21 protein-coding genes and 1 pseudogene are annotated in these 23239 nt (G+C 43.4%); 13 read left to right on the forward strand and 9 right to left on the reverse strand.

Annotated elements, in window-relative coordinates; genetic code table 11:
• Together O9334_RS21360 and O9334_RS21365 are read left to right on the forward strand one after the other, a co-directional pair.
• Positions 1-292, forward strand: a 292-nt coding sequence (locus O9334_RS21360; RefSeq protein WP_288002382.1) for an Rpn/YhgA-type helix-turn-helix domain-containing protein, incomplete at its 5' end; no start/stop codon positions are given.
• A 22-nt stretch (positions 293-314) separates the two neighbouring features.
• A complete protein-coding gene (locus tag O9334_RS21365) occupies positions 315-455 on the forward strand; it encodes a hypothetical protein (RefSeq protein WP_172967364.1) in 141 nt (46 codons plus the stop codon).
• Between the two features lie 180 nt (positions 456-635).
• Here the strand turns inward: O9334_RS21365 and O9334_RS21370 are convergent, their stop codons facing one another.
• The gene (locus tag O9334_RS21370) at positions 636-1250 is read right to left on the reverse strand and encodes a DUF938 domain-containing protein (RefSeq protein WP_190381695.1); all 615 of its coding nucleotides are present in this window, start codon (positions 1248-1250) and stop codon (positions 636-638) included.
• 837 nt (positions 1251-2087) lie between these two features.
• On the opposite strand from O9334_RS21370, the gene topA reads away from it, so the two are divergent.
• Complete coding sequence (gene topA, locus O9334_RS21375) at positions 2088-4724, forward strand: type I DNA topoisomerase (RefSeq protein WP_288002385.1); 2637 nt, start codon at positions 2088-2090, stop codon at positions 4722-4724.
• 120 nt (positions 4725-4844) lie between these two features.
• Here topA and O9334_RS21380 read toward each other — a convergent pair whose 3' ends face one another.
• Together O9334_RS21380 and O9334_RS21385 are read right to left on the reverse strand one after the other, a co-directional pair.
• A complete protein-coding gene (locus O9334_RS21380) occupies positions 4845-5630 on the reverse strand; it encodes an SWIM zinc finger family protein (RefSeq protein ID WP_045359708.1) in 786 nt (261 codons plus the stop codon).
• A 116-nt stretch (positions 5631-5746) separates the two neighbouring features.
• Complete coding sequence (locus O9334_RS21385; protein ID WP_045359709.1) at positions 5747-6199, reverse strand: hypothetical protein; 453 nt, start codon at positions 6197-6199, stop codon at positions 5747-5749.
• A 53-nt stretch (positions 6200-6252) separates the two neighbouring features.
• Between O9334_RS21385 and pyrE the strand changes: the two genes are divergently transcribed.
• From pyrE to nuoK, 5 genes are all read left to right on the forward strand, one after another.
• The gene (gene pyrE, locus O9334_RS21390; protein ID WP_288002388.1) at positions 6253-6942 is read left to right on the forward strand and encodes an orotate phosphoribosyltransferase; all 690 of its coding nucleotides are present in this window, start codon (positions 6253-6255) and stop codon (positions 6940-6942) included.
• Between the two features lie 515 nt (positions 6943-7457).
• Positions 7458-8576, forward strand: a complete 1119-nt coding sequence (gene nuoH / locus O9334_RS21395; protein ID WP_002734266.1) for an NADH-quinone oxidoreductase subunit NuoH — start codon at positions 7458-7460, stop codon at positions 8574-8576.
• 42 nt (positions 8577-8618) lie between these two features.
• A complete protein-coding gene (gene ndhI / locus O9334_RS21400; protein ID WP_012267911.1) occupies positions 8619-9191 on the forward strand; it encodes an NAD(P)H-quinone oxidoreductase subunit I in 573 nt (190 codons plus the stop codon).
• A gap of 145 nt (positions 9192-9336) precedes the next feature.
• Positions 9337-9933 carry an NADH-quinone oxidoreductase subunit J gene (locus tag O9334_RS21405; RefSeq protein ID WP_002734810.1) on the forward strand — a complete coding sequence of 199 codons (597 nt, stop codon included), beginning with the start codon at positions 9337-9339 and terminating at the stop codon, positions 9931-9933.
• Positions 9934-9958: 25 nt separating this feature from the next.
• Positions 9959-10264 (forward strand): NADH-quinone oxidoreductase subunit NuoK, encoded by a 306-nt coding sequence (gene nuoK, locus O9334_RS21410; RefSeq protein ID WP_197533180.1) that lies wholly within the window; start codon positions 9959-9961, stop codon positions 10262-10264.
• A 220-nt stretch (positions 10265-10484) separates the two neighbouring features.
• Here the strand turns inward: nuoK and lptC are convergent, their stop codons facing one another.
• From lptC to O9334_RS21425, 4 genes and pseudogenes are all read right to left on the reverse strand, one after another.
• Positions 10485-11633, reverse strand: coding sequence for an LPS export ABC transporter periplasmic protein LptC (gene lptC, locus O9334_RS21415; protein WP_288002402.1), 1149 nt, complete (start codon positions 11631-11633; stop codon positions 10485-10487).
• A gap of 304 nt (positions 11634-11937) precedes the next feature.
• Complete coding sequence (locus O9334_RS21420; protein WP_288002392.1) at positions 11938-13644, reverse strand: DUF262 domain-containing protein; 1707 nt, start codon at positions 13642-13644, stop codon at positions 11938-11940.
• Between the two features lie 138 nt (positions 13645-13782).
• A pseudogene (locus tag O9334_RS23240) lies at positions 13783-13945 on the reverse strand (ISAs1 family transposase); the annotation flags it as partial.
• A 192-nt stretch (positions 13946-14137) separates the two neighbouring features.
• Positions 14138-15328 (reverse strand): HhoA/HhoB/HtrA family serine endopeptidase, encoded by a 1191-nt coding sequence (locus O9334_RS21425; protein WP_288002394.1) that lies wholly within the window; start codon positions 15326-15328, stop codon positions 14138-14140.
• Positions 15329-15492: 164 nt separating this feature from the next.
• On the opposite strand from O9334_RS21425, the gene O9334_RS21430 reads away from it, so the two are divergent.
• The 4 genes from O9334_RS21430 to O9334_RS21445 all read left to right on the forward strand — a co-directional run bounded on the left by O9334_RS21430 (position 15493) and on the right by O9334_RS21445 (position 19717).
• Positions 15493-16830 (forward strand): Mur ligase family protein, encoded by a 1338-nt coding sequence (locus O9334_RS21430; RefSeq protein ID WP_288002403.1) that lies wholly within the window; start codon positions 15493-15495, stop codon positions 16828-16830.
• 174 nt (positions 16831-17004) lie between these two features.
• Entirely contained in the window at positions 17005-17808 is an 804-nt protein-coding gene (locus tag O9334_RS21435) for a type 1 glutamine amidotransferase (RefSeq protein ID WP_008203505.1), read from the forward strand.
• A gap of 76 nt (positions 17809-17884) precedes the next feature.
• Positions 17885-18805, forward strand: coding sequence for a hypothetical protein (locus O9334_RS21440; protein ID WP_045359722.1), 921 nt, complete (start codon positions 17885-17887; stop codon positions 18803-18805).
• 588 nt (positions 18806-19393) lie between these two features.
• On the forward strand, positions 19394-19717 hold the full coding sequence (locus O9334_RS21445) for a (2Fe-2S) ferredoxin domain-containing protein (RefSeq protein WP_045359723.1): 324 nt from the start codon (positions 19394-19396) through the stop codon (positions 19715-19717).
• Between the two features lie 413 nt (positions 19718-20130).
• Here the strand turns inward: O9334_RS21445 and O9334_RS21450 are convergent, their stop codons facing one another.
• Complete coding sequence (locus tag O9334_RS21450) at positions 20131-21354, reverse strand: RNA-guided endonuclease InsQ/TnpB family protein (protein WP_288002397.1); 1224 nt, start codon at positions 21352-21354, stop codon at positions 20131-20133.
• Between the two features lie 50 nt (positions 21355-21404).
• On the opposite strand from O9334_RS21450, the gene tnpA reads away from it, so the two are divergent.
• Positions 21405-21806 (forward strand): IS200/IS605 family transposase, encoded by a 402-nt coding sequence (tnpA, locus tag O9334_RS21455; RefSeq protein WP_045359724.1) that lies wholly within the window; start codon positions 21405-21407, stop codon positions 21804-21806.
• Positions 21807-21966: 160 nt separating this feature from the next.
• Here tnpA and O9334_RS21460 read toward each other — a convergent pair whose 3' ends face one another.
• Positions 21967-22740, reverse strand: a complete 774-nt coding sequence (locus O9334_RS21460) for a class I SAM-dependent methyltransferase (RefSeq protein WP_193745623.1) — start codon at positions 22738-22740, stop codon at positions 21967-21969.
• Positions 22741-23239: the final 499 nt, after the last annotated feature.

Genomic DNA, 23239 nt, shown 5'->3' on the forward strand with positions numbered 1-23239 from the left:
CGCTGCCGCTACCAGTATTCTCGCCGGGTTAGTATTAAATCGAGAGACGATCAAAAAAATCCTTCGGAGTGACATTATGAGAGAATCCGTTATCTATCAAGATATTTTAGAGGAAGGCGAGGAAAAGGGACTACAAAAAGGACGACAAGAAGGATTGCAAGAAGGCAAAGAGGAAAAAGCTCGACAAATTGCTCTAAAAATGCTATCTGCTGGTTTTTCTATCTCAGAAATCGCTCGATTTACCGATTTGTCCCCTGCAACTATCGAGGAATTACAATCGAGAGACGACTAAAAAAATCCTTCGGAGTGACATCATGAGAGAATCCGTCATCTATCAAGCTATTTTAGAGGAAGGAGAATTATCCGCTAAATTAAACTCTATTCCCCGTTTATCGGTCTTAGGATTAAGTGTAGAACAAATTGCCCAAGCTTTAGACTTAGAGATTGGGCAATGATTTGGTAGTAGTGCCGTAGCCCTCTTGCTTATCTGGTAAAAAGTGTATAAAATATTTACCAATAAAAATAATTTGCTCAAATCAGTCCTTAAAACTCTAACTTGATGACGACTTTTCTGATAAATATCTCTTGATGGCTTACTCAAAGCCACTGATTACTGATTACTGATAATTGCCATGTTAAAGCAATTGAAATAAAACCGAGAGATTATTAGCTGGCATAGGAATTACTTCTAACAATTGTAAACCTCGATCGCTGGCTTCTTGCACCACATCTTCTAAATTCCTAACTCCCCAACTGGGGTTTTGAGAACGGAGAGAAAAATCAAAGCTTTCATTACTAGGAGAAGTATGTTTTCCCTGTCGTTTATAGGGACCATAAAGATAGAGGATTCCCCCTGGATTAAGAATTCGATTTGCTCCTGCCATTAAAGCTAAACAAGCTGACCAAGGAGCAATATGAATCATGTTAATATTAACAATGGCATTAATGACGATATTTTCCCTCTCTACCGCCCAAACTGACTGATGAACATCGATAAATAGGGGGCGATCAAGATTAGAACTAGGACAATAATCGCACCAACTGCGAATACTATCTAGAGCCAGAGGGTTACAATCGGAGGGAATCCAACGACAAGGAGCAAGACGAGGGGCAAAAAAAACAGCGTGTTCACCCGTGCCGCTGGATATTTCTAGGATATTCCCAGTCTTCGGTAAAAATTGGCTGAGAACTTCTAAAATCGGCTGACGATTGCGTTCTGTTGCCGGAGCATATTGACGTAAATCAGACATAACTAGGGTTGGCTGAAAAAGTTGGTTGGTGGGGTTAGGAGTCGGTCGTCAGGCGTCGGTCGTCAGGCGTCAGTCCTGATGAAAAAATTTTCACCACCACAGATGAAAGAGGTTTCCTTCCCTACACCCCACACCCCACACCCTACACCCTCTTTCCAGTCAGGAGGATTATTTTTATTTATTCTCCCTTCTCCCCATCCTACTCTGCAATAACTACTGGCAGCCAGAAATACGTTGGTTTCATATCATACTTTGTGCTTTTTGTCAAAAAAACTTTTTTTTTGCAATAAAACTACACAAAAAAAAGATCATCGTTGTTGGTGAAATTGACTAATTTACCCGTCCTAATTAGGATAACCTTCTAGGTTTGGTGAGGGTTTCAACCATTGCTGCTTAAAAAAGCACAGAATAACCCATTATGAAATTCAGTAAAATCGCTGTTACCATTGTAACATCGTTGTTAAATAAAAATCTTTCTCAATTAATTTTTAAGAATTTATAAATATTGCGGAATGTTAATTTAAATATTCTCAAGTTTTTGGCATCAATCAATAAATTTTGCTTATCTTTGGCGAACATTGGGTTAGGAGTCAGTATTCTCCGAGTCAGCTTTTTTCTCCCCTCTCCCTTCTCCCAACTCCGGCGCTCCAGAAAAATATTAAGTTTTGTTAAGAAGTTAGTGACAAAAGACCAGCTTTAATCTCTATTATCGTAGTAAGTGGCTTTTGACCGGAATCAAGCTGGTCAAGATAAATAGTAACTTTTGCCCATCATCAAACAAAGATGGTCAGTCTAACTAAAACAGTCGCTGTGGCCATGCCCTCGTGATCAATTCCTATGTCAACCCTGGTTATTGTCGAATCCCCCACCAAAGCTCGGACGATCAGCAATTATCTGCCTAGCGGCTATCGAGTCCAAGCCTCCATGGGCCACATCCGCGATCTGCCCGCCTCCGCCGAAGAAATTCCCCCCACCCACAAAGACAAATCCTGGGCCAATTTGGGCGTAGATGTGGAGAACGATTTCGACCCCCTCTACGTCGTCCCCAAAACCAAAAGTAAAGTCGTCAAAGAATTAAAAGAAGCTCTCAAAGGCGCGAGTGAATTGATCCTCGCCACCGACGAAGATCGGGAAGGAGAAAGCATCAGTTGGCATCTCCTACAGGTACTCAACCCGAAAGTTCCCACCAAAAGGATGGTATTTCACGAAATCACCAAAGAGGCAATCCAAGCGGCCTTAAAAAATTGTCGATCGATCGACGAAAATTTAGTTCACGCCCAAGAAACCCGCCGCATACTCGATCGCCTCTACGGTTATACCCTCTCCCCCCTACTCTGGAAAAAAATCTCCAAAGGGTTATCCGCCGGCCGCGTGCAATCCGTCGCGGTACGTCTGCTCGTGCAGCGCGAACGAGAACGACGGGCTTTTAAAACCGCCAATTATTGGGATCTGAAAGCCACCCTCGAAAAGGACAAAAATCAATTCGAGTCGAAATTAGTCACCTTAAACGGTCAAAAAGTGGCAAATGGCAGCGATTTCGATGCCGACACCGGCAGACTGCTCCCCGGTCGCCAGGTGACACTCTTAGATCAAGCCACCGCCGCCGCCTTAAAAGAACGCATCCAAGACAAAATCTGGCGCGTTAGCCACACCGAAGAAAAACCCACCACTCGCAAACCTTCCCCCCCCTTCACCACCTCCACCCTACAGCAAGAAGCTAACCGGAAACTGGGCATATCCGCCCGCGACACCATGCGAATCGCCCAAAATCTCTACGAACAGGGCTACATCACCTATATGCGGACTGATTCCGTCCATCTTTCCGATCAGGCCATCACCGCCGCCCGTCATTGTGTAGAACAAATGTACGGAAAAAACTATCTCAGTCCCCAACCCCGGCAGTACACCACCAAAAGCAAAGGCGCACAGGAAGCACACGAAGCCATCCGGCCCGCCGGTAGCAGCTTTCGCCTGCCCCGGGAAACCGGCCTGAGCGGACTAGAATTCGCCCTCTACGACCTAATCTGGAAACGTACCGTCGCCTCACAGATGGCCGATGCCCGCATTACCCAGATCGCCGTTAATATTCAGGTAGAAAATGCCGGATTTCGCTCCTCTGGCAAAAGAATCGACTTCCCAGGCTTTTTCCGCGCCTATGTGGAAGGTTCCGACGATCCCGAAGCCGCCATCGACGACCAAGAAATAATCCTACCCCCCCTCAGCATCGGTGATACCCCCAATTGTCGCCAACTAGAAGCCATTAGCCACGATACCCAACCCCCCGCCCGTTATAGCGAAGCCTCCCTCGTAAAAACCCTCGAAAGTGAAGGAATCGGGCGACCCAGCACCTACGCCACCATTCTCGGCACAATTATCGATCGCGGTTATGCCCAAATGCGGAATAAAACCTTGATTCCCACCTTCACCGCCTTCGCCGTCGTCGGTTTGTTAGAAAATCATTTCCCCGACCTGGTAGATCCCAAATTTACCTCGAAAATGGAGGAAACCCTCGACGATATCGCCACCGGTTCCGCTCAATGGTTGCCCTATCTCGATCGCTTCTATCGCGGCGAAAAGGGGCTAGAAAGCCAAGTCAAAGAGCGCGAGAGTCAAATTAACTCTAGCACCGCCAAATCGGTGATTTTAGAGGATTTACAGGCAACTATCAAGATCGGCAAATACGGTCCCTATTTGGAAGTCCCCCGGGGGGATGAAATCCTCACCGCCTCCATCCCCGCCGATTTAACCCCCGCCGACCTCAACCCCGAACAGGTAGAAACCCTGCTGCGACAGAAAACCGAAGGTCCCGATAAAATAGGTCTTCATCCCGACACCGGAGAGCCGATTTATCTGCTCGTGGGTAGTTACGGCCCCTACGTCCAGTTAGGAGATGTCAGCGATGACAATCCCAAACCGAAACGCGCCTCCTTACCCAAAGGAGTCAAACCAGAGGACATCACCCTCCCACAAGCAGTGGGTTTATTGGCACTGCCGCGACTGCTGGGAACCCATCCCCTCACCGGAGGCAAAATCAAAGCCAGTTTAGGTCGTTTCGGCCCATATATAGTTCAGGAAGAGGGCAAAGAAAAAGAATATCGTTCCTTGAAAGCCGGGGATGATATCTTAACCATAACCCTCGATCGAGCCTTGGCCTTATTAGCCGAACCGAAAAAAACTCGCAGCACCCGCAGTTCCACCAAACCACCCTTAAAAGAATTGGGTAAACATCCCGACGATGGGGAATTGGTGGGATTGTACGAAGGTCCCTACGGAGTTTATATCAAGCACGGTAAGACCAACGCCAAGATTCCCGAAGGAGAAACCGCCGAAACCCTGACTCTAGAACAAGCTTTGGGGGCCCTAGCGGCCAAGACAACCACTGCCAAGAAAACCACTACCAAGAAAACTACTTCTAGCACCACCAAAAAAACTACTTCCCCGGGCAGTAAAACTGGCAAAAGTAAGACGGTTTAGCGGTTACTGGTGAGGCAATTTTCCCCATGGTTAATTCCTCACCTGATGCGGGGACAAATCTGGCTGGCTTTTTTGTCTTTTGCACCACTTTGACCGAGCTGCTCCCATACCCCAAATTCCCTAATGTAAAGCAATCGCCATCGCTTCTTGGGGAATTTGTCGGTAAATTGGTTTGAAAAATTGTTCTATGGCATCCGATTCGGGGGCAGCCAGGGGAAAATTGCCTAAAATGTCGAGAATGGTTTGATTTTCATTTCCCGGCGTGATGACAACTAGGGAGGGATCTAGGTCTTCATCGTACTGCCAAAAGCGATCGATAGCGCTGTCGGGGGCAGTTTTTTCAACTACTGCGGGGGGTTCACTGACTGCTAAAGGTTGATTATCAGGGGAATAGGAGCGTTTTTCTCGTAAAGCTTCCAGAATTTGGCTTTTGGTTCGGCCGCGCAGTTGCAAAAGCAGCAAGGGATCGACACTAAAACGATCGCCCAATTGATAGTATACTGCTCCTATATGTTTGCAGGGGTTGGCTTGATCGGGACAGGTACAACGGGAGCGAATATCGGCTAGGGAAAAGGGAAATAAATTCACCCCACTATCGATAAAAACACGCTCAATATTATCGGGCATTTGTCCGGTGAGTAATTGAGCGGAATAAATGGCTTTTTTGGAGAGAAGCTTAATAATATAATCCCATTCTTCATCACTAAAAGCCGCTAGGGATAAATCCACTATATAAGGCTCTGGTTCACTGCCTTGTACTCTAGCAATAACTTGCGAGTCTTCAAAGTCAATACTTAAAACATTGCCCTCTCTAGCGTACAGTCTAGCCCGTTCCAAACGTTTTTTAAAGCGATAGGAATCGAGTAGTTCTAGCCATTTTTGTACCCACCAAGCTTGTTCTGTCATTTTTTATTTACCCTACAGCTGATCAGCTTCATTACCAACCAAAAGATATATTTTGAGTTACCTATGATTACTGATTACTGATTACTGATTACTGCTCACTGATTACTGATTACTGATTAAAATCCGCCGGGGCTTAAATAACTGGGATTTTCCTGTAGGGAAGTATCGAAGGGATTGGATAAATCTTGGGTGCGAATTAAGGGGCCAGACTGTTGCTGCTGCATGACATCATAGTATAAAGTTTCGGTCAATTTAGCATCCCTAGTAATCAGATTATCGAAATAGGAACCTTGGGGAAAAGTACGCCAACCAAAAAGAGAGTTTAACTGTCCTAAAATGTTGGTGGAGTCGTAGAAACGACCCGTATTGTTATTAACAGCGCGGTTAAACAAACCGGGGATATTATTAAATCCTACCGCCGTATCGGGAGAGGGGACAATTTGCAATTGTTGGGTTTTTACCGGTGCGGGAGTGGTGGCGGGTGAATTTTGGGCGATCGCACTAGAGGAACTCCACCAGACTAAACCAGTTAAACAAAACAGGGAAGGAAGTAAAAATTTAGCGCGCATGGGTAAAAATCTCCTCACAGGGATAGGGTTAATTAAAAAATCGCGTCAATGGGATGAGAAAGAAATCAATACTAGCGATCGAGTCAATATATAATGACTTTTGGCTCAATTGTAACCGAAATTTTGGAGTCAGTCAGGCTCCCAATCCTGAAAATATGGCTAATTCCTCGGTAGCGAATCTAGATACTGCTTCCCTGCGTCAATTTCTCCTCGATGCTCTTGTCCGTCTTGCCTATCGGGAGGGGGATTTCACCCTGTCCTCGGGGCAAAAAAGCAGCTACTATATCAACGGTAAACAAGTTACCCTCACTGCTGAGGGAGCTTTAGCCGTGGGGCGTTTATTGCTGTCGCTACTGCCCCCAGATACCCAAGCGGTGGCAGGATTAACCCTAGGGGCGGATCCGATTGTCAGCGCGGTTAGTGTGGTATCTGCCTACGAAAATCGCCCGATTCCAGCTTTAATCGTCCGCAAAGAGGCAAAAGGTCACGGTACTATGGCTTATATCGAGGGGCCGACTTTAAACCCTGGTGCCGCGGTGGTTGTCCTCGAAGACGTGGTGACAACGGGGAAAAGTGCCATGGTAGCGGTAGAAAGATTACGCGATGCCGGTTATCAAGTAGATTTAATCATTGCTTTGGTGGATAGAGAGCAAGGAGGGGCGGAATTTTACCAATCTCAGGGAATAAAGTTTCAAGCTTTGTTTTCGATTCGGGATCTACAGGCGGCTTATCAGACTAAATAGCGGGGAGTGGCCAGAAACGCTCGATAACTGGATTTTAACAGTCGGATTGGCTCTGGGGATAAACCACAAAGGCACAAAGAACACAAAGAGGAAGACAGATTCGAGAGGGCTGCTTTCATTGCCTAAACGATAAGTTAAGTAGGTAGGCGTTAAAAATTATCAGATACCCCCCTTATCAAGGGGGGCAGGGGGGATCGAACCTAAAATCCATTTTTAATTTAATTATAACCAGCTACTTAACTAGATTTTTTTCCTGTGAATAATTGGTCACTAGCTGAGGTTGTCGGCGCTAAGAAACAGCTGGGAACATTGATAGATTCAGAGTCTAACTATTGACTAATAGCTATTCTCGGCGGGGGAATCAAGATTGCTTGACTCTGTTGGCTGCTAATGAGTTGAAGCCTTTGTCACTTTACTGATAACCCTCAGACCGACTAACTGTATACTAGGCTATAAGATTTGCTTAAAAATCTTCAAACCATGCCGAACTATCGACAGTACAGCGATCGCCAAATATGAATCAAGGCATAGATTTACAAGAAAGTTTCATTAAATCCCTAACAGACCTGGGATTAAGTGGAGGACTGGCTAAAGCGATTTGGATGCCTTTACCCATGTTCCTGATGATTATAGCCGCCACGGTGGGGGTTTTAGTCTGCGTCTGGTTAGAAAGAAAAATTTCCGCCGCCGTCCAACAGCGTATCGGGCCGGAATACGCAGGACCCTTAGGCGTTTTACAACCGGTCGCCGACGGTCTGAAATTAGTCTTTAAAGAAGATGTCGTCCCCGCTAAGGCTGACCCTTGGTTATTCCTCTTCGGGCCAATTTTGGTGGTGATGCCGGTGTTTGTCTCCTATCTCATCGTCCCCTTCGGTCAAAATCTGCTGATTACTGACCTAAACGTGGGAATCTTTTTATGGATTTCCTTGTCCAGTATTGCCCCCATTGGTTTATTAATGGCGGGTTATGCCTCGAATAATAAGTATTCCTTGCTGGGAGGCCTGCGGGCGGCGGCGCAATCGATTAGTTATGAAATTCCCTTGGCTTTATCGGTATTAGCGATCGCGATGATGTCTAATAGTCTCAGTACCATTGATATTGTCGAACAACAATCCGGTTATGGCATTTTAGGCTGGAATATCTGGCGCCAACCGGTGGGGTTTCTGATTTTCTGGATTGCCGCTTTAGCTGAGTGTGAACGTCTGCCTTTCGATTTACCTGAAGCGGAGGAGGAATTAGTCGCCGGTTATCAAACCGAATACGCGGGGATGAAATTCGCTCTCTTTTATGTGGGTTCCTACGTTAACCTCGTGCTGTCGGCCCTAGTTTTCGCCGTCCTCTATCTTGGCGGTTGGGAATTTCCTATCCCCGTCAATGCTTTGGCCGGCTGGTTGGGAGTTAGTGAAACCAATCCTTGGCTACAAATTATCACCGCTTCCCTAGGGATTACGATGACAGTATTAAAAGCCTATTTTCTCATCTTCATCGCTATTCTCTTGCGTTGGACCGTACCCCGGGTTCGCATTGACCAATTACTCGATTTAGGCTGGAAATTCCTCCTACCGGTATCTTTAGTTAACCTACTACTTACCGCCGCCCTAAAACTAGCTTTTCCCTTTGCTTTTGGCGGTTAATTTCCTTTTTTGCCCTGTTAACCTACTATCCCTCTGACCATCATGTTTAACATCCTCAAACAAGTCAGCGATTACGCCAAAGGTAGCATTCAAGCGGCGAAATACATCGGCGAAGGTTTATCCGTTACCTTCGACCATATGCGTCGTCGTCCGATTACCGTTCAGTATCCCTACGAAAAGTTAATTCCCTCGGAACGTTATCGGGGTAGAATTCACTTTGAGTTCGATAAATGTATCGCTTGTGAAGTTTGTGTGCGAGTTTGTCCGATTAATTTACCAGTAGTGGATTGGACTTTTAACAAGGAAATTAAAAAGAAAGAACTCAAACACTACAGTATCGATTTTGGGGTCTGTATTTTCTGCGGTAATTGTGTCGAATACTGTCCGACTAATTGCCTATCGATGACCGAAGAATACGAACTGGCATCCTATGATCGTCATGAATTAAACTATGATAACGTCGCCCTAGGCCGTTTACCCTACAAAGTCACCCAAGACCCGATGGTAACACCTCTGAGGGAATTAGGTTATCTACCTAAAGGTGTCATCGAACCCCACGATTTACCCGCCGGTAGTCAACGCGCTGGTAAACGTCCAGAAGAAATTACTGATTAATTAGCAGTTAGCTATCAGCCGTCACGGTTTTTAGGTAGGAGAATTGCCAGATTCTGTCTTTTGCCTCTTGCCTGTTGCCTCTTGCCTTCAGAAGCTGATAACTAATAATTAATAACTCTCAAGCATAAAAGGAGATGAAACTACTGTGAATTTAGCCGAGGGCGTTCAAATAGTATCTTTTGGCATTTTAGCAGCCCTAGTAATCGGGACAGCTTTAGGCGTGGTACTATTATCTAATATCGTTTATTCCGCCTTTTTATTGGGCGGTGTTTTTATCAGCATTTCAGGTTTATATCTCTTACTAAATGCTGATTTTGTAGCGGCGGCACAAATTCTAATTTATGTGGGCGCAATTAACGTTTTAATTCTCTTTGCCATTATGCTTGTTAATAAGCAAGAGGACTTTTCTGATATTCCTAAACGTTGGATTCGTCAGGCATCTACTGCTTTAGTTTGTGTGGGTTTATTTGTACTGTTATCGACCATGGTTTTAATCACGCCTTGGTCAATTTCTAGCACTTCTCCCGCAGTAGTGACTAATACTTTAGTAGAAATCGGTAAGCATTTCTTTAGTGATTTCTTGCTACCCTTTGAATTAGCTTCCGTGCTATTATTAATGGCCATGGTCGGAGCAATTATTTTAGCTCGTCGCGACCTTATCCCTACCCTAAAAGCTGAAGAACCTACGGCCACAGCTTTAACATTACCCGAACGACCTAGAGAATTAACCGCCCCTAAATAGGAGAAAAGAAAGAGGTATCATGCAGATTCAGTTAGAGTATTATTTGTTATTAGCGGCGGCTTTATTTTGTATCGGAATTTACGGTTTAGTCACCAGTCGCAATGCTGTCCGGGTTTTAATGTCGATCGAATTGATGCTCAATTCTGTTAACATTAACTTAATGGGTTTTTCCAACTATCTTGACCCCGCTAATATCAGAGGCCAAATTTTTACTATTTTCGTGATTACCGTAGCGGCAGCCGAGGCAGCCGTGGGTTTAGCGATTATCCTGACTATCTATCGTAACCGCGACACGATCGATATGGAACAGTTTAATCTGCTCAAATGGTAAGCTTTTAAATAGGGTTTGCTGAATAAATCTAAAAACCTTGTTGGATAAGGTTTTTAAACTTTTTTTCCCTCAAAAAGTGCCGACCATTGGGGTGAACCCCACACCCCACACCCCACACCCCACACCCTGTCCCCACGAAAAACTTTTTCAGCAAACCCTAAATATTTACCCCCCCTCTCTCCCTTTTTTGGGGAGAGTTTTTTTTGGCTAATTTTCCCTGTTAACGGGGATAAATCTCGGTGACAACTCGATCGGGCGAGCTACTGGTAACAACAATGTTATTATCTTCTAACGTGCCGATCGCTTTATCGCCGGTGAGATTAAATTTTGGTTCCTGTTGTTCATAGATAATATTCCCCTCGGCCTCGACAATTTTTTCCGACATTTTCCAAGTTAAGATCTGACTATACAATTGCGCCCCAGTTTTCTGATTAATTCCCTTAACCCCATCCTTGAGATAAGCGATACGATTGCCTAATTCCACCACCACACGATTACCAGTAATAGTGATTTGATCTTGATATTGAAAAATTTCCGTGGGGCGATCGGAAGTTAGGCTACGATTTTGATAGTTCCAAATTGCCTGAGAACCAGAAATCTGTAAAGGTGGTTCTAAAGAGCGATATTCGAGGTTTTCTTGTAGGATAACCTGATTATTTTTTCTTTCCCAACGACCGCCGATAGCAGTAAGGCGATCGATAATAGTTTTACTAATATAGCGATCAAAAGCGACTTTTTGATCGGTACTAATGACCTGTTGCGGAATTTCCCAGTACAGGCGCTCGGTTTGCAGGACAACACGAGATTCCTTGGCGGTAGCCACCACTTGACCTTGTAATTCTAGTTTTTCTTGGCGCGTGTCGTACCGTCCTTGGCGCGCCTTAGCTTCTAGTTGTAGATGACTACCTTTGATCCCTTTGGGGGAGATTAAAATACCCTCCTTGGGTAGCCAACGCAATTCAGGCGCGTTAATAATGGCCTTATTGCGGGGATCTACAGCCACAATATTATCTTTGAGGAGAATTTCCTGGCCTTCCTTATAGACTTCACCGCGGTCAGCACTAACCTGTAAAACTACTTTCCCATCTTGATAAATATTACCCTTGATATTTTCCAGACGGGCGATTTTTTGGTCTTGGGTGTAGGTAGCTTTTTTGACTTGAATTTTCCAGAGGGGTTGTCCCGAGGGGTTAGCCTGTTCTAACGTGGCATTATTGAGAATTAAGCGGCCAGTTTCTTCAATTTTAGGCGATTCTGTCGGCGAAATTTTCGGCGGATCAGGAGGTTGACAGGCCGTTAATCCCAGCAAACCGATTAGAAGGGCAGCCCCGCGCCCAATTGATAATTTTAATTGTAACCGCTGCCTCAATTTCGATCGCTCCGCTGCTATTTTATTAGGGGTCGAGAATAGATTCGCCTCCATCCCCTCCCATCCAGAACCGTACATGAGACTTTTACCTCATACGGCTCCTCGTTTGACTGTTCCCTTGTTAAGGGCCTGACATTCACTGGCTGTCTATATATCATTGTAGTTGACTCAAGGTCAAGTTAACTACGGATGATTCTAGGCTTCCATTGGCTGCCGTTTGATCACTGAAGACCTGACTAGGCAATTATTTCAGGCATTTGGCTCCTTATTTGATGCCTAAACGTTTCGCACATCTTTAGTTATTTTATCTTGACCAAATTTCAATAGCCAGATCAGCTAGATAATTAGCTCGCTTTTCAATTTCTTCCTTATTCCAGACATTTTTGTCAGAAAAGTATTTGTTCAAAGAAACATTACTGTCTTTAAACAAAATAACTTTGTCCGAAAATGGTTTATTAGATAAGCCTGAATTGTCGGCCGTCAAAGTCAGATTACCTAAAGTATGTAGCCAAGTTTTATGTATTTGTTCGTGATTATCACCAAGCATATCTTGCCAGTGCGCTGTTAAGTTCTGGGGCATTATATGCTCTATTGTCAGGTTCTTAGTATTAACCATCTCTTTGGTCATGCGGCGTTCTATGGTTTCCAGAATAAGCTTAACTTTTGTTTTGGCATCTTTACCATAGATGTCTTTTTTGATTAGTCCTTCACGAAATTCATCGTCTGATGGCCATGACTTTTCTCCTTGATAATCTCTCAGAACTTTTTTGAGATTAAACAGTGTATTATTAGAGTTAGATTGTTTTTTTATGTCTTCATATAAATTTTCAAAAATTTTCCCTAAAATTTTTGTAGATTTATTAACAAAGGATCGTCGAACAAAGTATGATTCTAAACAATCAACAATTTCAAGGAAATCCTGAATAGATAAATGCTTGTCTTGAAAATCTCTATAGATATTGAGAAGAAAAATACGACAAGTAGTAAAATTTAGGCGATTTAATCGACTAAATCTATCTTTTAGTTCGTCTTTATTTTCACTTTCTTTGGGAAAAACAAGACACTGATAATATTCAGCAAAGTTAATCAACTCATCTAGTTGATCTTTAATATTAAAACTATTGTTTTCAGCATTTTTGTCTAGGCGTTGTTTAATTTCTTTATAAACTTCTTTTTTACTAATTGATTCACCGTCTTTGCGAAGATATAACCAAAAAGATTCAGTCAATAATTCAGCATATTTTTCCTCTTTTTTTTCCTCTATAGCTAGTCTTTTAAAAGATGCTTCAAGAGGTTGCCACTTTTGTTTGTATATATCTTCTCGTTGTTCACTAGGTAACTTCATAAAAACATAGTTACGGACTAAATCTGCTTGGGTAAGTTCTTGTCCTTTTGTATTGAGACTTTCAAAAATAAGATAAGGATTTTCTTCGCTATCAGAAGTAATATTGACTAAAATTAAACGCTCTAAAAGAAGATTTTTGAAGAGTTTATGTTCTCCCTCTGCAAAATTCTTCTTTTTAAGACGTTCCTTAAAGTATTGATATGCCTTATATATTGTTTTGTTATCAAATTCTCTGCTATTTTGGTTTTTGATGATACTTTTGTAAGCTTCACGATCATCTTGAGTTGGCAAGATTTTATAATAATCATCATCTTTTTTAAACTTATTTATCAGATAGTATTCATATAATTCTTCCGCCAACTCTGTATGGTTTTTCTCTTGTAAATAATTTCGCAAAGCCGCTATGATGATGGCAAGAGTAGTAAGACGTTGTTGTCCATCTATTACGACATACGGAGATATACCTTCGGCTGTTCCAGGAATTGACTGGGTGACAATAGAACCAAGAAAATGAGGTTCTTGCTCCTTATCATAGAGACTCATTAGATCTTCCCATAAAGTCTCCCATTTTTGCTTGTCCCAAGAATAAGGTCTTTGAAATAGAGGGATTTGAAATTGTTTAGTACCTTCAAGTAAATTACGAAGACTGGTTTCTGATGCTTTCATGATTTGATTTGCTCCTGTAATCGTTTTGTCTTTGGTAAAAGTGGCAAAAATTGTCTCAATTTGATTAGCCCATAAACGCCGAGCTTAGGGAACCGTCCGAAACCTTCCACGGCAAACTAAGGAAATCAACTAACTAAATAAAATCGCCCAGTTAACGGGAGAATGACCCCCACCGAGGCGGTTTATCCTCCTTCAAGGTGACATCTTTCACCCAGTTTAACTGATTTTCAATACTCCAATGCCCCTGAATTGGCTTCAAAAAGGCTTTCGCAGACAATCTTTCACTACTGATGAAATAAGTCTTCTCCTCAAAGTTCTTTCCTTCCCGTTTGCCTTGACGTTTCACTAGGACAAAGCTTTGTCAACTTTTCCATCCTGCTCATGGTTATATACTGAAACGATGCTGACTCACATCTTGCTCGCAAGTCTGTCCACCTTTTACCGTACACTTAATACTTTTTGCGCCAGTTGCCAGGATGGTCTGGTATTTGCTTTAATCGCTAGTTTTGCTGGGAAAAACCCCCGGTTGAACGGTGAGAGTTTGTTGTTTACCCCTGCGGTTAATCTCGATTTCCAGATTACCACCGATCGCACTGGTTTCTACACCTTGCTGCACATCGGCGGCGGTTTTAACGGGGTTTCCTGCCACAGTTTCGATGATATCACCCGCTTGCATCCCGGCTTTTTGGGCGGGGGAATTTTCCACCACTCGCAGGACGATTACCCCTTCATTTTGGTCAATATTAAAGTTTAATTCTTTAGTTTCGTTCAATTGCTGCCGTAATTCTGGGGTTAGCGTCACCATGTGGATACCGATGTAGGGATGTTCCGCTTTACCCTTGCTAGATAGCTGTCCCGCCACTTTTTGGGCGGTTTCGATGGGAATGGCAAACCCTAAACCCTGGGCATCGGCCCGAATTGCCGTATTAATGCCGATAACTTCCCCCTTGGCGTTCAGCAACGGGCCGCCGGAATTGCCGGGGTTAATAGCGGCATCGGTTTGGATAAAACGAACCCGTTTATCGGGAACCCCCACTTCGCTGCTAGTGCGTCCTAGGGCGCTAATAATGCCCACCGTCACCGTATTATCTAAGCCTAGGGGATTGCCAATAGCGATCGCCCACTCTCCGGGGGTTAAAGTTTCGGCCTTGCCAAAAGTCACCGTCGGTAAATTTTCCGCCTCGATTTTCACCAGGGCCACATCGGTCATATTGTCAACCCCCAGGACTTTACCCTGATAGGTTTGACCGTTTTTCAGAGTCACTTTTACTTGGGTTGTCCCTTCCACCACATGGGCATTAGTTAAAAGTAGTCCATCTGTACTAACAATAAATCCAGAACCGGTTCCCCGTTCCAAATGCTCCCTGGGAATCGGCACTTCATTACCAAAAAAGCGCCGAAAAAAGGGCTGTTTAAATTCTTCGGGAATTTGGTCGGCCACTTCCCGGGCCGAGTCAATCCGCACCACCGCCGGCCCGACTTTCTGCACGGCCTGGGCGATAAAATTAACATTGCCGTCGTTTTGGGGAATAACAGGGAGAGAGAGGGAAGCGGGGAGGATTGCCGGCGGTGTATTTACCTCTAGGGGTGCTTTTCTGCTTAAATACTGATTTCCTAGCACTCCTACAGTACCGCCTAGGGCGAGTAATCCCAGTGAAATCCCCAATCTTGTCAATAAACCCATAAGCTCTAGCCCTAAAATGTCGTGTGCGGTAGAATCGGCGCAAAACTTACCTACAATTATAGGCTGTCTTTTTTGTCGGTAGGGAAGAATCAATGGGAACTTACCCCGTTTACCGGTATTCTTTTAGCGGTAAAATCACGAAACAGCCATTAGAATCTCACTTCATGCAATTGTTTGATCGCATTCGTTTAGGGATAGCCGTAGCGGTGGCTAAAACCGTTACTGCTGTGGTTAAAGGACTCCGTTTAGGGGCTGCCAGCGTCTTGCCGGGGGAAATTGCCCGTCGTCTCCATCCCCGTTTGTTGCCGCTACTTTGTGGGCAAGTCCGACGGGGGGTAATCTTGGTGGTTGGCACGAATGGAAAAACTACCACTTCCCTACTGCTAAGAACTATTCTAGAGCGTCAAGGGGCAAAAGTCACCCATAATACCACCGGGGCAAATTTAATTAATGGTTTAATCACTGCTTTATTAGCCGATGCCAATTTATTCGGCACTTTAAAGGCTGATTATGCCATTTTAGAAGTGGATGAAAATATTCTCCCTTTGGTTTTAAAAGATTGTCGTCCTCGCGCTATTTTAGCTCTAAATTTGTTTCGCGATCAACTCGATCGCTATGGGGAAGTGGATACGATTAGTCGCCGTTGGCAAGGGGCTATATCTCCCCTGCCCACCGATACTTTAGTGATTCTCAATGCTGATGATCCGACCCTTTCTCATTTGGGTCAACAACTGCGCCAAAGAGTTTTATATTTTGGCTTAAGTGAGCCGGAATTATATCTGGAAGAAATTCCCCACGCTGTCGATTCTATTTACTGTCCTAAGTGTGGTGCTTCTTTGGATTATCGCGGGGTTTATCTCTCCCATTTAGGGGATTTTAGTTGTCCTAGTTGTGGCTTTAAAAAGAGTAATCCTGCTTTTCATAGTCACGATTGGCCGCAGATTTTAATCGGTGTTTATAATAAATATAATACTTTAGCGGCGGGTTTAGTAGCCCAGGAATTGGGGATTAAAGATCGAGAAATTTTTGAGACAGTTCAGGGTTTTAAAGCGGCCTTTGGTCGAGCGGAAGAATTAGAAATTGAGGGTAAAAAAGTTAGAATTTTACTGTCTAAAAATCCCGTGGGGATGAATGAAACAATTCGCGCAGTGGCTGATATTTTACAGAAAGAAAAGTCTTCGACTACTCTCTTAGTTCTCAATGATCGCATCCCCGATGGTACGGATGTTTCTTGGATTTGGGATGTGGATACGGAAAAATTAACCCGTTTGGGAACAACTTTAGTAGTAACGGGCGATCGACTTTATGACATGGCTTTACGCTTACAATATAGTCAGGATAGTCTCGCTTATCCCGTTAATTTAATTGTTGAATCCGAGCTAAAAAAAGCGATCCAAATTGCCCTTAATAACACCAAAAATGATGAAACTTTACATATTTTACCCACCTATTCTGCTATGTTAGAAGTACGAGAGATTCTCACGGGTCGAAAGATTTTGTAGAAATTAGAAAAGAGTAAAGATTAGTGTTGGGGGGTTAAGTTTTGGGGTGTTGGGGTTTTAGGTTTTTAGGGTTTTGGGGTATTAGTTGAATTTCTCCATTCCCCACCCCCCCATTCCCCCTGTCTCCTGTCTCCTGTCTCCTGTCTCCTGTCTCCTGTCTCCTGATTAAAAATTATGCAAGAACTAGAACTAAAAATCGGCTGGTTGTATCCGACCTTAATGAGTACCTACGGCGATCGAGGTAATGTTATTACTATCCAAAGAAGATGTCAATGGCGTGATATTGCCGTGACAATTATTCCCCTAGATGCTCAAACAGAAGCCGAGACATTTTATCAAGTAGATATAATTGTTGGGGGTGGAGCGCAGGATCGGCAACAGGAGATCGTTATGCGCGATTTACAGGGTAAAAAAGCGGCAGCGATGAAAGAACAATTATCGGCAGGAATACCGGGGGTTTTTACCTGTGGTTCCCCACAATTATTAGGGCATTATTACGAACCAGCTTTCGGTCAAAGAATCGAAGGATTAGGATTATTAGACCTAGTAAGTAAACATCCCGGCCCCAATGCAAAACGCTGTATCGGTAACGTGGTTTTTGAAATTACTGCCTCTCCCTTAGCGGAGGAAATTAAAGCTATGACTGGGGAAAAACCGCTAGTAATTGGCTTTGAAAATCACGGGGGTCGTACCTATTTACAGACCGTTTCTCCTTTAGGAAAGGTGATTACTGGCTACGGAAATAACGGAGAGGACGGTTATGAAGGGGCATTTTACCACAATGCGATCGCTACCTATGCCCACGGTCCCTTACTACCCAAAAATCCCTTTTTAGCTGATTGGTTAATCCAAAAAGCTTTAGAACAAAAGTATCAAAAACCGATTTTTTTAACAAAACTTGATGATTCTCTGGCTCTGAAAGCAAGATTTGCCATGTTTGAACGACTAGAACTAACCGGCGTGACCAATAAAGCCTAAACTGGTCATATACACTTATGGCAGGAGATAGTCAAACTAGCCATTAAGAATTTTAATTCTGGCAGCTTATGAAATTATGACTGGAAAAATTATCGATCGTCAAACGGCGGGGTTTCTCGTCCTCATCATCCCCCTAGCGGTGCTAATCATCCTTGTTTTTACCGCTTGGCCATTGATCCTACTGGTCTTCTTCTTAACTCTTGCAGTCAAGGTGTGGCAAGACTATCGCTGGTCAAAATTATCGACGGTGATTAACCCCTATTTCAATCAACTTTTACAGGACAATCAAGGTTGTCTCACCCCGATTGACCTATCGGCAAAAGCCAATCTCACGGCCAAATTAGCTAGACAATTTTTAGACAAAAAAGCTGAGGAATTTGGGGCGCAAAAAAAAGCTGTAGGCGATCAGGGTATGGCCTATTACTTTATCACCGCCAGTACCTTGGGTAGTATTTTTGATGAGAGTGACCCCTCTTTAGAAGAAATAGAGGAAAAACAAATTCCTGCGATTACGGCATCGAGATATCCCCTGACCAATTTAGAGCAATCCCAGGAGGCTAAATCCCCCCTGATTGTCGCCGAAAAAAGCGAAAATTCTGTCCCAGAAGTTCCTGTTATTTCCTCCTCCCAACCTCTGACCAATTTAGGTAAATTATTTGAGGAAAAAGAGGAAGAAAATACCGCAGCAATCGCTGTTCAAGAAACGGTAATTCAAGAACCGGAGGAGATAATTAATCCTAGTTTAAACAGTTCTGCCAGTTCTTTATCCCAATCAGAATCAGAAGTTAAGGAAGAATCTCTAACCACTGTATCTGAAACCATCTCATCAATGAGTTTGGCGGATTTGGCTAAACGTTTAGGAGTTACCCCGGCCGTTTTGGGTAGAAACAAGAAAAATAAATCCGAAACAGAATTTGCCGATTGGAGTCGCATCAGAGATCCCGACGGTATTGCTTGGAAATTTGACGCAAAAAACTCCCTATTTGTGGCCAACTGATAGGTAATTTGTTTTGTTTTCTAGACAGGCTCAATGCCTGTCTTTTTTGGCTCTAGGATTTGGGGAGATGTCAGCAATTATTGTCGGTTGGGTTGACGCAAGGAAACCCAACCAAGAGTAAGCTAAGACGCATTTAAAGCGCTTATTCTTAAGATTAGCCGAATCTCCCCCAATCCCTTTACTGTTGCCTCTTGCAAGAGTGCCTCTTGCCTCGTCTCAACAAGCAATTTAAATGCGCGGGCAGCTTAACCTTTGGGTTTGTTGGGTTTCGCTTAAACAAGCGAATTGAGCTATTTTCGACCCAGTATTGTTGCGCTCAACCCAACCACTACAAGGCGATGGGCTCTAGAAATCTTGTTATTGACTGCTGAATATCTCCACTTTGGTATTAGGGACTTCCAGCTGGCTTGTCCCCCTCTCAGGGAGTTATCCTAGTTCTATTTTAAAGATTGATGGTTAATTTTTCAGCCCCCCTTTTTTTATATTGCCAGTATCGGGGATTGAGGGCAAAATAAAGGTATGCTTCCTCAAAGCTGCTCCCAAGAATATCGCCAGGGAACTCTCTAATTTTTCAACTTTTTAGGCAATATGTCTTATCCGCAAAAGCGATTTGTCATGGTCTGTCAGCATTCTTCCTGTTTGGTAGAGGGTGCGTCCGAGCTTCTTTTAGCTTGGCAAACGGCAGCTCTCCCAGAAGATGTCATCGTTATGACCAGTGGTTGTCAAGGACAGTGTAGCACTAGCCCCACGGTGAGAATTATTCCTGAAGAAACTTGGTACTGTCGTGTTAAACCAGAGGATGTCAATCAGATTGTCGAAGAACATTTAAAAAACGGTCAACCAGTTGAGCGTTTACTCCATCCACGCATTCACCCTCAAGAGACCTCTGGTAAGGGTCAAAAATTGTCCTGATAGGTTAGGAGTCAGTAGTCAGTAGTCAGGAGAATTAAGAATGAATAATAATCAATAAATGGTTACGGAAGAACCCTATCGGCTCTCCCTTACTTATGGTTATCAGAAAAAGTTATCGGAGGGAGGGCTTATGGCCTGGCCCCCACATAACAACTAATATGGGGTAATTTAGGGGCGCAATGCTTGCACCCAATATGTGACATTAACAAAAAGCTTACACAATGATGTAGAGAGAGAGCATTTTTTTCTCCTTTGTCTTTTTTTCAAGTCTAACTTTCGGCTCTTCTCTACTTTGTGTGATAAGCACTGATTATCATTCGTAGGAGTCTTGCTAGGCAAGGCTTTGAAGACTATATTTCTTTGACATCCTCACCGCCGGGGCCGGACGGTGATTCCCGGCAGATCAAACAAACTTAATTGAACGATCTTCGGTTGGGCTTCGGCCGTGAGCTCAGCCGAACGGTTGACGCTTCACGGGATGATGCTTCTTTAACAGAAGTCTTACACTTTCCTCCACGCCCGTTTAAAGTCTCCGATTGTCCACCGGCGACCTTGATATTAATTGCGGCGTTTACATCCCTATCATGAAAAGTCCCACAAAAAAGACATTCCCACTCACGGATATTTAATGCTTTCTTACCGCCGATATTCCCACAACAAGAACACCTTTGAGACGTTGGCTCCCATCGGGAAATTATCCGAAAATTACGCCCATATTTATCAGATTTTGCCGATAGCATATCTCGGAAAGAACGCCATCCTAAATCTGATATGGCACGAGATAACTTGCGATTTTTAACCATTCCCGATGTGTTTAAATCCTCTAAAATTATCGTTTGATTTTCACGAACAACTCTAGTGGATAGTTTCTGCAAGAAATCAGTGCGAGTGTCTTTAATCTTTGCATGGATTTTAGCTACTCGTTTCCTAGCTTTTTCCCGTCGGTTACTTCCTTTCTGTTTTCTAGAAAGGTTTTTCTGTGCTTTTCTTAGTCGTTTTAATCGTTTCTTTAGCGGTTTCGGTGCGTCTATCTTTTCCCCTGTTGAGAGGGTAGCAAAGGTAGCAATCCCTAGATCAATTCCCACTGACTCCCCATTATCAGGAAGTATTTCGGGCTGAACCTCGACGACAAAACTAAGAAAATAGCGATCTGATGCGTCTTTAATCACGGTGACACTAGAAGGTTTAGAAGGTAATGGACGACTCCAAACGATTCTTAAATCACCGATTTTTGCTAAAGTAACGCAGTGTTGGTTAACGGTAAAACCATTATCGGTAAATCTTGCTGATTGTTTAGATTTACGTTTTTTAAACTTGGGAGGTTTGACTTTCTTTCCTTTTCTCTCGCCCTTACAAGATGTAAAGAAGTTAGAGTAAGCAGTCTCTAAGTCTCTCAAAGACTGTTGTAAAGGAATAGAAGAAACCTCGGTTAACCACCGTCTTTCTTCTGTTTTTTTGACTTGAGTTAGTCTTTTAGATAACTCAGTATATTTTGGCTTTTTCTCCCCTTGTCGATAGAGTTCTTGGCAGTAAGCTAAGGTATCGTTCCAGACAACACGCACACACCCAAACAACTGAGACAAAAGCCTCTTTTGTTGGTCTGTTGGGTAAATACGGTATTGATACCTCGCTTTCATTGGGTTAAGATGTGTGTGTCTGTAGTCTATTCTAACTAGGTCTGTTGATAATGTCAAGTCAGTTGCGAAGAGAAAGAAACTCTGTTTCCGATCTAAAGATACACTTGGTCTGTGTGACAAAATACAGAAGAAAGGTTTTTACTGGTAAAAGCCTGACTTTGGTTGAAAACTCTTTTAGGGAAGTTGCGGAAAAAATGAATTTTCAGATATTGGAATTTAACGGGGAGTCTGATCACATACACGCATTAATTGAATACCCGCCGAAACTATCTATTTCTGTAATGGTCAATTCTTTAAAAGGAGTCTCTAGTCGTAGGTATGGACAAGCTGGATATCCTAAGCCATACGGGAAAGACGCTCTTTGGTCGCCCAGTTATTTCGTCTCTTCTGTAGGAGGTGCGCCTCTGGAAGTTCTTAAGTGCTACATCAAAAATCAGGAAAAGCCGTCGTAAAACGACGGGGTTTTAACCCAAATTTTCGATAAAATTATCCCTATTCTTCTTCCCTCCACACAGAAACCAGAAGAGCCGAACTTTCTTCTGGACTATTACCTTTGGGGAAAAAGTTCAAGTTGTGAAAGTGCAAAGTATATAAACCTAGATTTTTAACAGCTTAGAACGGTTTTTGACCGCAGACGACGATATTCCAAGCGATTTTGCTCATAATACCACTTAGATACTTCTCCAATACTTGATCGACCAAACAAGCGGCCTGACTGATTGGATTCATCAACCATTGTGGAGAAAGCATGACTTCTGCAAAGGGAGTAGAGAAAAATCCTTGCGGATAAGACAGAGTTTTGACAAAACCAGAAGAGCGGAATAGTTTTAACAATTGTGCTTCATCAAGCTGCTCCTGTTCTGCGGAGTAGGATTTGTCCATCTTAGTCCGAACTTGTCTAAGATATTGAAAGAGAGGATTGGCATCTTGGGGTTCATTGACGACAAGAAAACCACCTGGTTTTAACAAGTATAGACATTTTTCCAGAGCGGCGGGCAAATCTGACATATGATGGAGAACACCGATCATGAAAATGACATCGTAGAGATGATCTGTTTGGTAATCAAAAAAATCTGCTGTTTGGAAGCTGGCATTGGAGAATCGATTTCGTTGTTGGGCACTCAAGATTAATTCTTGAGAATAATCAAGTCCCGTATAGGTTCCGTAGCGTCCACGCAGATACTCAGCAGTAAAGCCAGCACCGCACCCCACTTCCAAAATGTCAGACTGATTGTTGAGGTGTATTTTGTTAAGGGTTTGGACAAATCTTAAAGCCCGCGCTCTCCTTGAAGGTGGATAAATATCCTTTTTTGCGTATTTGAGGGCAATAGCATCGAATAACTCTCGGTCTCTCCGCGCTCTGTCCTGGTCTAGATTATATTTCACCATCAAATCTCCCAAATTGTAGTTATTAATACAGATTTTCTGACACACCTATGGGTCATAGTAGTCCATCTTGAAGCCATTTGGATTAGGATTAAGCTAAGACGCATTTAAACTGGGTATTGTATAAGTTAGCTAAAAAGGCAGATAAACCTTACTCTTCCAGTGTTCTGGCGTTCTCTGTTTCCTTATCGACCTAGACCAATTTAGATGCGGGGGCGGCTTATTATGTCTAAATCCAGAGTCATTGACCTAATAATGGAGCTATTTTAATACTCTTTTGCTACTAGGTCAACCCATTTGATAAGTAGTCGTGCAAAATTAATTTCCTAGTCGAGACAGGAGATAGGAGTCAGGAGATAGGAGACGGTCGTCGGGAGACGGGAGACGGGAGACGGGAGACGGGAGACGGGATACAGCTATTAGGGATCGGATTTGAGTTTTCAGTTCACTGTTTCCTCACATCAGAAGTCTGACGGAGTAGTGGCTTAGATGTGTAATT

Origin of the sequence: Microcystis sp. LE19-8.1F (genome assembly GCF_027531715.1) — a bacterium.
Taxonomy (GTDB): domain Bacteria; phylum Cyanobacteriota; class Cyanobacteriia; order Cyanobacteriales; family Microcystaceae; genus Microcystis; species Microcystis wesenbergii_A.

Excerpts from the sequence above, each read along its gene's own strand:
- O9334_RS21435 (WP_008203505.1), top strand. The coding sequence starts at position 17,005 with ATGCAAGAACTAGAACTAAAAATCGGCTGGTTGTATCCGACCTTAATG.
- O9334_RS21380 (WP_045359708.1), bottom strand. The coding sequence starts at position 5,630 with ATGACAGAACAAGCTTGGTGGGTACAAAAATGGCTAGAACTACTCGAT.
- O9334_RS21450 (WP_288002397.1), bottom strand. The coding sequence starts at position 21,354 with ATGAAAGCGAGGTATCAATACCGTATTTACCCAACAGACCAACAAAAG.
- O9334_RS21385 (WP_045359709.1), bottom strand. The coding sequence starts at position 6,199 with ATGCGCGCTAAATTTTTACTTCCTTCCCTGTTTTGTTTAACTGGTTTA.
- ndhI (WP_012267911.1), top strand. The coding sequence starts at position 8,619 with ATGTTTAACATCCTCAAACAAGTCAGCGATTACGCCAAAGGTAGCATT.
- O9334_RS21425 (WP_288002394.1), bottom strand. The coding sequence starts at position 15,328 with ATGGGTTTATTGACAAGATTGGGGATTTCACTGGGATTACTCGCCCTA.
- O9334_RS21430 (WP_288002403.1), top strand. The coding sequence starts at position 15,493 with ATGCAATTGTTTGATCGCATTCGTTTAGGGATAGCCGTAGCGGTGGCT.
- tnpA (WP_045359724.1), top strand. The coding sequence starts at position 21,405 with ATGTCAAGTCAGTTGCGAAGAGAAAGAAACTCTGTTTCCGATCTAAAG.
- O9334_RS21440 (WP_045359722.1), top strand. The coding sequence starts at position 17,885 with ATGACTGGAAAAATTATCGATCGTCAAACGGCGGGGTTTCTCGTCCTC.
- O9334_RS21420 (WP_288002392.1), bottom strand. The coding sequence starts at position 13,644 with ATGAAAGCATCAGAAACCAGTCTTCGTAATTTACTTGAAGGTACTAAA.
- nuoH (WP_002734266.1), top strand. The coding sequence starts at position 7,458 with ATGAATCAAGGCATAGATTTACAAGAAAGTTTCATTAAATCCCTAACA.
- O9334_RS21370 (WP_190381695.1), bottom strand. The coding sequence starts at position 1,250 with ATGTCTGATTTACGTCAATATGCTCCGGCAACAGAACGCAATCGTCAG.
- O9334_RS21445 (WP_045359723.1), top strand. The coding sequence starts at position 19,394 with ATGTCTTATCCGCAAAAGCGATTTGTCATGGTCTGTCAGCATTCTTCC.
- pyrE (WP_288002388.1), top strand. The coding sequence starts at position 6,253 with ATGAGAAAGAAATCAATACTAGCGATCGAGTCAATATATAATGACTTT.
- O9334_RS21365 (WP_172967364.1), top strand. The coding sequence starts at position 315 with ATGAGAGAATCCGTCATCTATCAAGCTATTTTAGAGGAAGGAGAATTA.
- topA (WP_288002385.1), top strand. The coding sequence starts at position 2,088 with ATGTCAACCCTGGTTATTGTCGAATCCCCCACCAAAGCTCGGACGATC.